The sequence below is a fragment of the Streptomyces sp. NPDC059900 genome (assembly GCF_050270335.1).
Classification (GTDB): Bacteria; Actinomycetota; Actinomycetes; order Streptomycetales; family Streptomycetaceae; genus Streptomyces.
This window is the reverse complement of the sequence record NZ_JBNNJZ010000200.1, coordinates 1-13,572: the sequence shown is the minus strand read 5'-3', so window position 1 is coordinate 13,572 and position 13,572 is coordinate 1. Positions and strand designations below refer to the sequence as shown.

The following is a 13,572-nucleotide window of genomic DNA, read 5'->3' as shown; positions in this document are numbered from 1 at the left end:
CATCGGCAGCGAGAGCGAGCCGTAGGGCATGGGGCCTCCTTGTCCGCGGCGTTGGCGGTCACGATAAATCGTTGACAGCCCCGGAGCCGCACCGTACGGTGTATAACGGTTCTGTTGTCGCCGATAGGAGTAGGACGTTGCTCGTCTGAGGTCTGGAGTCACCGCGTCACACGGCTCGGCCGTGTGCGTAGCGTGCGACCTCGGCGTACGAGCCGTCCCCGGGCGCAGGGCCCTTTTTCCGCCCTCGCCTCCTGATGACGCTGCTCCTGTCCTGCCGTCGCGCCCCGCGGTGTCCCGAAACGCGTTGCCCCTGACCGCGCTTCATCTCACGCAACCGCGAGGACCACATGTCTACTACCCCCACCTCCATCACGTGCACGTCGCTCGACTTCACCTGGCCGGACGGCACCGGTGTCTTCGACGGACTCCAGGTGGCCTTCGGGCCGGGCAGAACCGGCCTCATCGGGGTCAACGGATCGGGAAAGTCAACCCTGTTGAAGCTCGTCGCCGGTGAGCTCAGGCCGTCCGACGGCGCCGTCCGCGTCGCGGGTGACATCGGGTATCTGCCGCAGAACGTCACCCTCGACACCGGTCTGCGCGTCGACGAAGTGCTCGGCATCGCCGCGACCCGCGCCGCCCTGCACGCCATCGAGTCGGGCGACGCGGCCGAGGAGCACTTCACGGCGGTCGGCGACGACTGGGACGTCGAGGAGCGCGCGGTGGCGACCCTCGATCAGCTCGGCCTCGGCCACATCGGCCTGGACCGCACCACCGGGGAGGTCTCGGGCGGCGAGTCCGTGCTGCTGCGCCTCGCCGCGCTGCTGCTGCGCCGCCCCGACGTGCTCCTGCTCGACGAACCCACCAACAACCTCGACCTGTACGCCCGTCGGCGGCTCTACGCGGCCGTCGACGCCTGGTCCGGAGTCCTGGTCGTGGTCAGCCACGACCGTGAACTCCTCGACCTGGTCGACCAGATCGCCGATCTGCGGGACGGCGAGGTCAAGTGGTACGGAGGCAACTTCACCGCGTACGAGGAGGCACTGGCCGCCGAGCAGGAGGCGGCCGAGCGCATGGTGCGCGTCGCCGAGTCGGACCTGAAGAAGCAGAAGCGCGAACTTGCCGACGCACAGGTCAAGTTGGCCCGCCGCAAGCGGTACGGCCAGAAGATGTGGGACACCAAGCGCGAGCCGAAGGTCGTCATGGGCGAGCGCAAGCGCCAGGCCCAGGTGTCCGCGGGCAAGCACCGCATCATGCACGAGGAGAAGCTCACGGAGGCGAAGGAGCGCCTCGACGACGCCGTCGAGGCGGTGCGGGACGACGACGAGATCCGCGTCGACCTGCCGTTCACCGCGGTGCCGCCGGGGCGCACCGTCCTCACGCTGCGGGAGCTCTCCCTGCGCTACGGAGCCCGGGTGAAGGGCGAGTTCGAGCTGCGCGGCCCCGAACGGGTCGCCCTGGTCGGCCGCAACGGAGCGGGCAAGACCACCCTCCTGCGCACCGTCGCCGGGGAGCTGGACGCCGTGGAAGGAGAGGCCCTTGCGCATGTCCCGCTGCGATTCTTGCCGCAGCGGCTCGACGTGCTCGACGAGGAGCTGACCGTGGCCGAGAACGTCAAACGCTACGCACCCGACGCCACCAACAACCGGATCCGGGCCCGCCTGGCCCGCTTCCTGTTCAAGGGGGCGCGGGCCGACCAGCGGGCGGCGACCCTCTCGGGCGGCGAGCGGTTCCGGGCCGCGCTGGCGGCGCTGCTGCTCGCGGAGCCCGCGCCACAGCTCCTGATGCTCGACGAACCGACCAACAACCTCGACATGGCGAGCGTGAAGCAGCTGGCCACGGCCCTGGAGTCGTACGAGGGAGCGCTGATCGTGGCCAGCCACGACGTGCCGTTCCTGGAGTCGATCGGCATCACACGCTGGCTGCTCCTGGACGGCGAAATGAAAGAAATCACGACAGAAGATGTCGGGTATTTTGGCTAGCTTCGCGTGTATGCACCAATACATCACGATCACCGGAGCCCGTGAGAACAACCTCAAGGAGGTGAGCCTGCGCATCCCCAAAGACCGGCTCACCGTCTTCACCGGCGTCTCGGGGTCGGGGAAGTCGTCGGTCGTGTTCGACACGATCGCGGTCGAGTCGCAGCGCCAGCTCAACGAGACCTTCACGTGGTTCGTCCGCAACCGGCTGCCGAAGTACGAGCGGCCGCACGCGGACACCATCGAGGAGCTCTCGCCCGCGATCGTCGTCGACCAGCGGCCGATCGGCGGCCACTCCCGGTCGACGGTGGGCACGATGACGGACATCTACTCGGTGATGCGCGTGCTGTTCTCCCGGCACGGCACACCGAGTGCCGGTCCCGCGACCGCGTACTCGTTCAACGACCCCTCGGGCATGTGTCCCCGGTGCCACGGCCTGGGCAAGACCGTGCGGCCCGACTACGACCGCATCCTGGACCCCGCCAAGTCCCTGGCGGACGGCGCGATCGTCTTCCCGCCGTTCACCGCGGGGACCTGGCAGGGCCAGACGTACACCAACACCCCCGAACTGGACCCGCACAAGCCGGTGAGCCGGTTCGGCGCGCGGGAGCGGGCGTTCCTGATGCGCGGCGGCAGGAAGGGCACCAAGGTCGGCGTCGACAACACCGGCGGCGCACGGGACATCGACTACGAAGGGCTCGCCGACCGCTTCGAGCGGCTCTACCTCAACCGCGATCTGTCGACGCTGAGCCAGCACACCCGCGATCTGGTCCAGCGCTTCCTCGTCGAGGGCGAGTGCGACGCCTGCGCCGGGGCCCGGCTCAACGAGGCGGCGCTCGCCACCCGTATCGGCGGGCTGAACATCGCCGACTGCGCACGCATGGAGGTCACCGACCTCATCGCCGCCCTGGAGCCGATCGACGACCCGGTGGCCGGACCGATCGCGGCGGCCGCGGTGGCGGCGCTGGAACGGATCGAGGCGATCGGCCTCGGCTACCTCAGCCTCGGCCGCGAGACGTCCACCCTGTCCGGCGGCGAGGGCCAGCGACTGAAGACGGTGCGGCACCTGGGCTCCAGCCTCACCGGCATGACGTACATCTTCGACGAGCCCAGCGTCGGCCTGCACCCGCGTGACGTGGGGCGGCTCAACGACCTGCTGCTGCGGCTGCGCGACAAGGGCAACACCGTCCTGGTCGTCGAGCACGACCCGGACGTGATCGCCGTGGCCGACCATGTCGTCGACATGGGGCCCGGGGCGGGCACGGGCGGCGGTCTGGTCGTCTTCGAGGGGACACCGCAGGAGCTGCGGCACGCGGACACGCTCACCGGACGGCACCTGCGGCGCTCCACGGGCGTCAAGGAGAGCCCGCGCGAGGCCATCGGCGGCCGCTGGGTCAAGGGCGCCGACCTGCACAACCTCAAGGACCTCAGCGTGCGCGTGCCCACGGGGGTGCTCACCGCGGTGACGGGCGTGGCGGGCTCGGGCAAGAGCACGCTGGTGTCGCGGGCGTTCGTCGCCGGGCACCCGGACGCCGTGGTCGTCGACCAGTCGGGCATCGGCATCTCGGGCCGCTCCACCCCGGCTACGTACCTCGGGATCATGGACTCGCTGCGCAAGCTGTTCGCGCGCGAGACCGGCCGGGAGCCGCGGCTCTTCAGCTTCAACTCCGCCGGCGCGTGCGAGAGCTGCCAGGGCCGCGGGGTCATCTACAGCGACCTGGCGTTCATGGACCCGGTGACGACGACCTGCGAGGCGTGCGAGGGGCGCCGCTTCAAGGAGGAGGTGCTCCGGCTGACCGTCGGCGGCAACTCGATCGCCGACGTGCTCGACATGACGGCCGAGCGCGCCCTGGACTTCCTCGCGGCGGTCGACGGCACGGGTGTGCGCCGCCGGCTGCGGGCCCTGCACGACGTGGGGCTGACCTACCTGACGCTCGGGCAGCCGCTGAGCACCCTGTCGGGCGGCGAGCGGCAGCGCATCAAGCTGGCCACGCAGCTGCACCGCACCGGCACGACGTACGTCCTCGACGAGCCGACGACCGGCCTGCACATGGCCGACGTGGACGGCCTGCTCGCCCTCCTCGACCGGCTCGTCGACGCGGGGAACACCGTGGTCGTCGTCGAGCACAACCTGGAGGTCGTCAAGCACGCGGACTGGGTGATCGACCTGGGCCCCGAGGGCGGCAAGCACGGCGGCCGCGTCGTCTTCGAGGGCACTCCGGGCGAGCTGACCGGCGCGGAGGGCTCGTTCACCGCCGCTCATCTGCGACGAGACCTGGGCCTGGACCCCATGCACGCTGCATGATGTGCGGACACCCCCGGCCCGGCGCGCGCCGGGCGGGGGCGCCCCCCGCCGCTGCACCCGTTACGGAGAGCCTCCCGTGCCCAGCAGGAAAGCGCTGATCCGCCGGCCAGGACCACGTCTCGCGGAAGGCCTGGTGACGCATGTCGAGCGGACCCCGGTCGACGCGGGTCTCGCCTTCGACCAGTGGGTGGCGTACGCGGAGGCGCTGCGGGCGCACGGCTGGGAGACCGTCGAGGTGGAGCCCGCCGACGACTGCCCGGACTCGGTCTTCGTCGAGGACGCGGTCGTCGTCTTCCGCAACGTGGCGCTGATAGCCCGGCCCGGCGCGGAGTCCCGGCGCGCGGAGACGGCGGCCGTGGAGGAGGCGGTGGCCCGGCTCGGCGCCTCCGTCAACTGGGTGTGGGAGCCCGGCACGCTCGACGGCGGCGACATCCTGAAGGTCGGCGACACGATCTACGTGGGGCGCGGCGGGCGCACGAACGCCGACGGCGTCCGCCAGCTGCGGGCCGCCTTCGAGCCGCTGGGGGCACGGATCGTGGCCGTCCCCGTCAGCAAAGTCCTGCACCTGAAGTCGGCGGTGACGGCGCTGCCGGACGGCACCGTCATCGGCTTCCCGCCGCTCGTGGACACTCCCTCGCTCTTCCCGCGCTTCCTGCCGGTGCCCGAGGAGTCCGGGGCGCACGTGGTGCTGCTCGGTGGCGCAAAACTGCTCCTTGCGGCGAGCGCGCCCAAGAGTGCGGAGCTGCTCGCGGACCTCGGTTTCGACCCGGTGCCAGTGGACATCAGCGAGTTCGAGAAGCTGGAAGGCTGTGTGACATGCCTCTCAGTCCGCCTCAGGGAGCTGTACGCCTGACCAGTCCCGGGGCGGGTGGGGCGCGCGGGGCTTTCGGGACCCCCTGACTCAGCCACTTTACGGAGGGCTTAACCTACGGCAACGTAACCTACGACACCGTAGGTAGGTAGCACCCGCTCGTGCTGCCGCGTAACCCCTGCGCACGTAATCCGCAAAAAACTCCCGTCCCCCTGGAGCCCCCGTGACGATCACCTCTCCGCAACTCGGCAGCACGGACGACTGGACCGACGCCCGGTTGCTGTTCGCCCTGGAAGAAGTGGTCGAGAAGGAGCTCAACCGCCACCTGAAGGTGGCCAAGGACTGGATGCCCCACGAGTACGTCCCGTTCTCCGACGCCCGCAACTTCCCCGGCCAGTTCGAGGACGGCGAGGCCTGGGAGCCCGAGCAGTCCAAGGTGACCGACATCGGCAAGGTCGCCCTGGTCGTCAACCTCCTGACCGAGGACAACCTCCCCAGCTACCACCACGAGATCGCCTCCCTCTTCGGCCGCGACGGCGCCTGGGGCACCTGGGTGCACCGCTGGACCGCCGAGGAGGGCCGCCACGGCATCGTGATGCGCGACTACCTCCTGGCCTCGCGCGCCGTGGACCCGGACAAGCTCGAGCAGTTCCGCATGGCGCACATGGCCGAGGGCTTCGAGTCCGACAACCGTCACTCGATGCTGCACTCCGTCGCGTACGTGGCCTTCCAGGAGCTCGCGACCCGCGTCTCGCACCGCAACACGGGCCACCAGTCGGGCGACCCGGTCTGCGACCGCATGCTGGCGCGCATCGCCACCGACGAGAACCTGCACATGGTCTTCTACCGCAACCTCCTGGGCGCGGCCTTCGAGCTCGCCCCCGATCTGACCATGCAGTCCGTGCGTGACGTGGTCGTCAACTTCCGGATGCCCGGACACGGCATGCCCGGCTTCGAGCGGGCCGCCGCGCAGATGGCGATCGGCGAGATCTACAACATGCGCATCCACCACGACGACGTGATCCAGCCCGTCCTGCGCTTCCTGAAGGTCATGCAGATCAGCGGGCTCGGCCCGGAGGGTCTCAAGGCGCAGGAGGAGCTGGGCCTGTACATGAACGGGCTGGACTCCGAGGCCGCCAAGTTCGACGAGAAGCTGGCCGCGCGGAAGGCGCGGATGGCGGCTCGGGGGAAGTAGCCCATCCGGGCAGGTGGGCGGGGTCCGGACCGCCGCTTCGCGGCAGATTTCCACCCGCCCGCCCACCCGTTCACCCCGCGCCTACTCGCGGAACGTGCACACCGACAGCGCCGCGTCCCGTACGTCCGGGACGTCGTGCGCCCGCAGGGACACGAGCAGGGCCCGCCAGGGCGCGGGCCAGTTCGTCCGCTCGCCGAGCCCGTCGGTCAGGGCCAGGGCGAACAACCCGTTGGCGTGGCCGCCCGCCGTCGCGAGGCGGCGCGCGACCGGCAGCAGCACCGCCGCCTCCCCCGGATACTCCGTGTCCGTGAGCCGCTCCCCCAGCGCGATCGCGGACCGCATCGCCAGCGCCGGGCGCCCCTCGTGCAAGCGGGCGAGCCGCAGCAGGGCCTCGCCCACCTCCTCGGGCTCCCCGCCCACGTCGAGGGCCGCCACGAGGATCTCCGCGGCCTGCGGCACGTGGTCCGCGTACCCGGCGAGGAGGCTGCCCGCGGCCAGAGCGGCTGCCCGGTACGGCTCGCCGCCCTCGGCCAGCGCCTCGGCCACGTACTCGATCCGCCGCCGGGCGGGCAGATCCCGGTCCTGCGCGTCCTGCGGCGCACCCGTGTCGGAGGACGCGAGCGCCGCGAGGGCCCCGCACAACACCTCGCCCCCGCGCGGCGCGGTCGCCGACGCCGTCACCAGGCCCCGCGCCGCCACCTGCCACGTGGCGCGCCGGCCGAGGTCCGCGGTCGCCTCCGCGAGCACCGAGGCCGCGTCCGGGGACCAAGGGGCCCACCGCGCCAGTGCGGGAAGCGCGAGGGCGGCTGCTTCGTCGTCCTGCGTGCCCACCACCTCGCGCACGAGTCGCGCGTACCGCTCCCGGTGTTCCGCCGCCAGGTCGAGCGGCCGCACCCGCAGCACGGCCGTCCGCAGCACCGGCTCCGCCCCGGCGGCATCCCGCAGCAGCTCCCACACCCGCTCCTGGCCGAGCAGCCCGCCCGCGAAGGCGACGCACGCCGCCCGTACGTCGCGGTGGGCGTCCGGCGCCCCGTAGGCATCGGCGAGCAGCGCTGCCGCCTCGGGTGCGGGAAGGCGTACGGCGGCGAGGCGGGCGGCCTCCTTGCGGCTCGTCACCTTCTTGCCGGGCCCGCACAGAACCTCCCGCAGCAGCGCCGCGAGCCGGGAGGGCGGCACATGGCGTGAGGCCCGCGTCGCCGCGTACACCGCGACCCGCGCCCGTTCGCCGCCCGCGTGCGCCAGCAGCTCGGGCAGCGCGTCCCCCGGCCGCGAGATATGGGCGAGGGCACCCAGGGCCGCCTCGGCGAGCACGGTGTCGGTCGATCCGGTCCAGCGGCGTACGGTCTCCTCCCCCGCGCCGGGGATGTACGCGCTGCGGGCGATCGCCGCGGCGCGGTCCCACCGCGGGAGCCCCGCGTCACCGGCGGCCTGCTGCAACTGGCTTGCGAGCGCCCGCTGTTGACGTGGCAGCCAGCGGCGGATCTGCGCGGCGCCGGCCGGCACGGTCCAGGCCGCGCCCTTGGTCAGGAATCGCCCGTACGGCGGCGTTCCGGACAGGAGTTGGTCGAGCAGGTCGGTGCGGCGGGCGCACAGCACGGTGTGGACCGGGGCGAGTACGCCCGTCGAAGGCTCCTGCGCCAGGACGCGGGCGACGCGTTCGTCACGGGTCGCGGGCGGCTGAAGCCACAGGCCGATCGCCCGCGAAACGGTCGCGTTGCTGCCGAACCGGATCGCCTGCCACAGGAGTTCCTGCAACTCCGCCATCCCGGCGGAGCGTCGGCCGACCGCGTGGGCCAGGGCGAAGGCGAGGCTGTAGTCGGCCTTCTCCGCGCCCGCCTCGATCCAGGGGCGCAGCGCCTCGAACACGTCATGCTCCTGACCGCGCCGCAGGGTGCGGTCGAGGCGACCGAGGTCGGCACCGCCGGTGTTGCCGGAGATCCGGACGAGCGTGCGCAGCGCCCAGTTCACCAACTCCCGCTGTCCTCCCACGGCGTGCTCGCGCAGCACGGCGACGGCCAGCCTGCTGAGACTGCCGCGGGTGCCGTGCGAGGAGTCGCGGGCCGCGACGGCGTCCGCGGATATCCGGTCGAGGAACGGTTCGGCGTCGGCCCCGAAGAGGGCGGGCCCGGTCTCGGCGAGCGCGGCCAGGGCGGCCGAGCGGACGGGGTCCTGCTCGTTCGCTAGGCGGGTCATCTCTTCGAGTACGGCGGCGACTTGGGACTGCTCCCCGGAACGTGCGGCGTTGCGGACGAGCAGCGGCCACGCCCGGGCGCGGTCATCGGCGGCGGGCCGCCGGGTCGCCGCAACGAGCCGGTCGCGTACTTCCGCGCAGGGCAGGAACGACTCGGCCAGCAGTACGGAACTCCAGTGCGCACCTTGGGCCTTGGCCTGCTCAGCCATGCTCCGCGCCGCGTCGGCCACCGCGCTGCGGGGCAGCGCGCCGAGCAGGACTCCGTCGACGGTGCCGAAGGCGGGGCCGCGTCCCTCGACGGCCCGCGCGTGCACGGAGGCACGCTCGGCGGGCGGGTGCGCGAGCATCAGCCGTGCGAGGTCGCCGGAGTCCTCGGCCACGGCGCGGGCGTAGTCGAGAAGTCCGGGCGCGCCCGAACGGGCGAGCTTGCGCAGCACGGCGTCCGTGAGCACGCCGCTGCGCCGCAGGGACCACCCCCGGGTCCCGGCGAGGATCGCCAGGACCCGTCCCGGAGCCGCGTCGGCCAGCACTCCCAGACGCGGGCGCAGTTGATGGGGAAAGAAGCTGGGCGCGAACTGTTCCAGGAGGTCGAGCACGCGCGTCGGCTCCGCCTTCGCGGCGGACGCGACCCCTGCCGCGTACCGCTGCCACCACCCGTCCCGCAGCGCCTCGGGCAGCGCGGTCAGCTCACGCGCCGCCACGTCGAGCAGCACATCCGCATGCCGCCTCGCCAGCGGCCGCCAGCCCCGTACGGCATGGAAGAGATCCGGGAGCAGCCGCTCCACCACGGGATCCGAGCAGCCCGGGAGCAGCCTTGCCGCCTCCGCGTCGCCCCAGTCGCGCCGCAGCGGGCCGATGAGTCGATCGGCGAGTGCGGTGCGCTGCCCGGTGACGATCGCCCGCAGCAACTGCCTCCGCACCGCTTCGGGGGCGTCACCGAGGGCCGCCTCGAACGCGGCGTCCGGGACCCCGTGGCTCTGCGCCACCCGCAGCGCATGTCCCCGCACGAAGGAGTCGGGGTCGGCGATCCGCGCCCCGGTCCACTCAGTGTCCCCGCCGGCGCAGGCCAGCAGGACGGCCACCCCGCGCTCGTACGGCCCTGTGCCCTCGAGTTCCTCCAGGACGGACCGCAGCGCGCCGCGCCCCGCGAAGTCCCGCGCGCTCTCGGCGATCTCACGCATCCGCCGCGGGTACGGGAGGGGTTCGAGGTCGGAGAGCAGATAACGTGCGGCGGTCTTCTCGGGCAGTGCCATGCGCGGATTCTGCCCGCAGGGACCGCCCCGGGGACAGCGAATTGCTCCGCCGGATGGGGGCGGGACGGCTGGAGTCGAACCAGCGTGTTCCGGTTTTGGAGACCGACGCGACAACCTCTGCGCTACGTCCCGCCTTGCTCCGGATCGTATCGTCCGGCTACGGGGCCGGGCCGGGGGCGCGCGAAGCTGCGCCCCGTAAGGGGCGCGGGGAACTGCGCGACAAGCCCCCACCGCCCCGCAGGGTCAGTCGCTCCCCCACCCGCCAAGGCACCCCCGCACCCCCCGCCCCCCCTCAGCCCTGCAGACTCCGCACAGCGGCAACGTCCGCCGGGACGGAGGGCGGGGCGACATCCGCGGCGAACGCCGCCAGCCGCCGCTTCACGCTCGCCGCGATCCCCTGCCCGAGGACGAACCGCGTGGGCGTACGGGCCTGCCCGGCGGTATCCAGCAGCCGGTGGGCCTCACGGCTGCGCATCCCGGTGTGGCTGAGCACCAGATGGGCCAGGCGGTGCTCGGCCCCGGCAAGGCTTCCGGCGATGGCCGCGGCCGCCGCATCGTCGATGCGATTGTCCGCCGCGCCGAGCGCCCCCGCGGCCCGTACCCGGCCGAGGTCGAGCAGCTCCACCCCCGCCGGCACGGCCGCCGCGACGAGACCGGCGGCGCCCCGCGGCCCGATGCCGTTGCTCGCGACGGAGAGGCGTTCGAGCGCACCGCACGGAGCACGCCCGAGGGCCGCCGCGATCAGCAGCGCTCCCTCGTCCCCCAACTCCGCTGCGGATACGTACAGTTCACGCACGCCTCCCCCGGCAACCAACGCGGCGAGCGGCGCCGCGCCCGCCGTTCCGAGCGCGTTGCCGCCCAGGAAGACCCGCTCGACACGCCGACCGGTGTCCGCCGCCGCGAGCAGCGCGTCGACGAGGACCGCCGCCCCGGCCGCGTCGAGCCCGGTCTGCACCAGGTCGAGCGTGCGCAACGTACGTACGGATGCGATGAGTTCGCCCGCGGCGGCGCCTCCCGGCGGCCCCAGCGGATTGCGCTTGAGCCAGAGGCCGGTCACGACCTGCGGCGAGGCCCGCAGCTGGTCCGCGACGCGGCAGGCGCCGCTGGCGGTGATGCCGTTGCAGCCCAGGTACAGCGTCTCGACGCCGGTGGGACCCGCCTCGCCGCTCGCGGCCTCCGCCGCGATTGCCGCTCCCTCGTCCCCCAGGCCGTCCGTGCCGAGCAGCAAGTGCCGTACGGGAAAACGGACTTCCGCGCCCTCTCCCCGGAGCGCGTCGGCGACCAGCGCGGCGCCTTCCGCCCCGAGCGACTGCTTGCACAGGTCGAGGCGTCCGTCCGGAAGGACCGTGCCCGCCTCGAAGTCAAGGCGCCCCTGCGCGGGATGTCCGCCGCGCAACCAGGCCAGCAGCGGCCCCAGTTCGACCGCGGGGCGCGGCACGACCGGGGGCACCCCCGCGAACTGTCCGCTGCCGGGCTCCACGCCTACCACTCCGCCTCCCGGTAGTCCTTCAGGAAGACCCCCGAGACCGGCGCCCCCGCCTCGCCCCGCACGATCGGGTCGTAGATCCGGGCCGCGCCGTCCACCACGTCCAGCGGCGTCCGGAAGCCCGCCCCGGCGATGCGGTCCTTCTTGGGGGCGGGGTTCTCGTCGGTGATCCAGCCGGTGTCGACGGCACACATGTGCACGCCCTGTCCGGCGAGTTCGGCCGCGCTCGTGCGGGTGAGCATGTTCAGGGCGGCCTTGGCCATGTTCGTGTGCGGATGCCCGGCCGTCTTGTTGCGCACCGCGAAGCGGCCCTCGACCGCCGTGACATTGACGATGTACGTACGGGGACGGGGCGAGGCCAGCAGCAGCGGCAGGAGACGGTCGCAGAGCAGGGCCGGGGCGAGCGCGTTGACCAGCTGGGTTTCCAGGACCTCTGCGGGGTCGAGGCCACCGAGCCGGGCGGACCAGGAGTTCTCCGGCGAGGGGTCGCGCAGCAGCCCCGTCTCGTCGACCGCACCGAGCAGATCAGCGTCGCCCGCGGCACCGGACCCGGCCAGGACCAGGGCGAGCGCCCCCGAAACCCCGGAAGCCCTCGATACCCCCGGACCGGCGGAAGCGGCGGAAGCGGCGGAAGCATCAGAAGCGTCCAGCGCCCGCATCGTCCGGAACCCCGGCGCACCCCGCGCCCCGGCAGGCAGCCCCGCCGGCTCGCGGGCCGCAAGAGCCGCGTACGCCTCGGGCGGCCTGCGTACCGTCTGCGCCGCGTTGTTGACCAGGATGTCCAGCGGCTCGCCCTCCTGTCGCAGCTCCTCGCACAGGCCGAGCACTTGGCGCGGGTCACGCAGGTCCACGGCGAGCACCGTGAGCCGGTCGAGCCACTTCTCGCTGCCCGGCACCGCCCGGAAGCGGCGTCGCGTGTCGTGCGGGAAGCGGCTGGTGACCAGGAGTTCGGCGCCGTCGCGCAGCATCATCAGGGCCAGCTGGAAGCCGATCTTCACCCGGCCGCCGGTGAGCAGCGCGCGGCGTCCGCTCAGATCCGTGCCGAGGGCACGCCTCGTACGGTTGTCGGCGGCGCATCCGGGACAGAGCCGGTGGTAGAAGGAGTCGACCTGTCGATACGACGCCTTGCAGACATAGCAGGGCCGTGGCTTGCGGAAGACACCGGCGGCGCCCTCGGCGACCAGCGGCGCGTCCTCACGGCGGTCACCGGCCCCGGTGGCGGTCGCCGCCATCACGGCCGCGTCGGCGGCGGAGAGTTCGGCCCCGCGCGCCTTGCGCCTGCGCAGCCGTCCGTCGCGGGCGAAGGACGCGGCGACCTGCTCGGCGCGCAGCCGCACCGGGTCGTCGACCGGCAGCGCACGGAGCCTGCCGACCACGTCGTGGAAGACCGCGAGGTCCGCCTCGCTGATCCCGCCGCTCTCACCCATCAGCCCCGCCCCGCCCGTACTGTCCGCTCGTGGCCCCGGCCGGATTCGAACCGGCGTATCCGCCATGCCGTGGCGGCGAGTCTGCCTCTGCTCTACAGGACCTCGCACCCGCGCGGACCAGGAGACTTCGGTCCGCCCGCGCTCCCGGATCTTAACCACGGCAGGACCGCCGCGCCGAACGGATTTACGACCGCCCGCCCCGGTGCAACGGTGTGCAGCGGGGGTGGAACCCATGGCACAGACCCATGAGTGGATGTTCTACGAGGTCATGTGGCGAGGCTGGGCGGGACGGGCGCAGATCCCCTATCCCGTCCCGTGGTGGGCGCAAGCGGCCTTCCGGCGCTGGAGCGACGACTTCGACCGGGGAACATACGAGTCCAAGGAGGCTGCCTTCGCCTCCAATGCCCTGTACCGCTACTGGCACATGGTGGGCGTCAAGGACCACCGCCAGGAGTCCCTGATCGGGCAGGCGGGCGAGATCGAGCCGGTCTACGACAAGTACTGCCTGTCCTTCTTCTTCTACTCGCCGTCTACCGGAGCGGTGCACCTGCCGCAGCTGACGGACGCCGGGGCCGTCGGCCAGCGCATGGAGGCGCCGCATCTGCCGGTGGTCCTGACGACGTTCCGCACCGCCGACGGCACCGAGTTCGTGCAGCGGACGTTCGGAACGGCTGTCGGGCCCCGGCAGCGGGACCTCGTGGTGACCCGGCTGACCGTGGGTAGCGCGACCGGGCAGCCGCGCGAGGGCTGGTTGTGCGCGGCCCTCATGCCCGCGGGGCCGAGCGGCTTCCAGCGGCACGACCGCAACGGCCGCCAGATCACGGACCGGCGCCTGACCTATCTGCGCCATCTGCCCGACGAGGCCAGGGTGGAGACCAACAGCGGCTGGGGGCCGGTGTTCGACACGCCTCCCGAGCAGTACGGCGTG

Annotated in this window: 7 protein-coding genes, 2 tRNA genes and 1 pseudogene; 5 read left to right on the top strand and 5 right to left on the bottom strand. The window is 72.6% G+C overall.

The window, feature by feature from the left end:
• Nucleotides 1–347: 347 nt before the first annotated feature.
• The 4 genes from ACQKIP_RS24140 to ACQKIP_RS24125 all read left to right on the top strand — a co-directional run bounded on the left by ACQKIP_RS24140 (nt 348) and on the right by ACQKIP_RS24125 (nt 6,287).
• The gene (locus tag ACQKIP_RS24140) at nt 348–1,979 is read left to right on the top strand and encodes an ABC-F family ATP-binding cassette domain-containing protein (protein ID WP_365855329.1); all 1,632 of its coding nucleotides are present in this window, start codon (nt 348–350) and stop codon (nt 1,977–1,979) included.
• A 10-nt stretch (nt 1,980–1,989) separates the two neighbouring features.
• Nucleotides 1,990–4,281: an excinuclease ABC subunit UvrA gene (locus ACQKIP_RS24135; protein ID WP_365855331.1), complete on the top strand. Its 2,292-nt coding sequence runs from the start codon at nt 1,990–1,992 to the stop codon at nt 4,279–4,281.
• Between the two features lie 76 nt (nt 4,282–4,357).
• Nucleotides 4,358–5,134: a dimethylargininase gene (ddaH, locus tag ACQKIP_RS24130; protein ID WP_365855333.1), complete on the top strand. Its 777-nt coding sequence runs from the start codon at nt 4,358–4,360 to the stop codon at nt 5,132–5,134.
• 181 nt (nt 5,135–5,315) lie between these two features.
• Complete coding sequence (locus ACQKIP_RS24125) at nt 5,316–6,287, top strand: acyl-ACP desaturase (protein ID WP_365855335.1); 972 nt, start codon at nt 5,316–5,318, stop codon at nt 6,285–6,287.
• A gap of 81 nt (nt 6,288–6,368) precedes the next feature.
• Here ACQKIP_RS24125 and ACQKIP_RS24120 read toward each other — a convergent pair whose 3' ends face one another.
• The 5 genes from ACQKIP_RS24120 to ACQKIP_RS24100 form a co-directional block, all read right to left on the bottom strand.
• A complete protein-coding gene (locus ACQKIP_RS24120; RefSeq protein ID WP_365855337.1) occupies nt 6,369–9,731 on the bottom strand; it encodes a hypothetical protein in 3,363 nt (1,120 codons plus the stop codon).
• 59 nt (nt 9,732–9,790) lie between these two features.
• A tRNA-Trp gene (locus ACQKIP_RS24115) sits at nt 9,791–9,863 on the bottom strand.
• A gap of 160 nt (nt 9,864–10,023) precedes the next feature.
• Nucleotides 10,024–11,211, bottom strand: a complete 1,188-nt coding sequence (locus ACQKIP_RS24110) for a ribonuclease inhibitor (RefSeq protein ID WP_427744032.1) — start codon at nt 11,209–11,211, stop codon at nt 10,024–10,026.
• Nucleotides 11,212–11,213: 2 nt separating this feature from the next.
• Entirely contained in the window at nt 11,214–12,644 is a 1,431-nt protein-coding gene (locus tag ACQKIP_RS24105; protein WP_365855341.1) for an SDR family NAD(P)-dependent oxidoreductase, read from the bottom strand.
• 30 nt (nt 12,645–12,674) lie between these two features.
• Nucleotides 12,675–12,746: transfer RNA gene (locus ACQKIP_RS24100), tRNA-Ala, on the bottom strand.
• 130 nt (nt 12,747–12,876) lie between these two features.
• On the opposite strand from ACQKIP_RS24100, the pseudogene ACQKIP_RS24095 reads away from it, so the two are divergent.
• Nucleotides 12,877–13,572 (top strand): annotated as a pseudogene (locus ACQKIP_RS24095) (hypothetical protein); the annotation flags it as partial.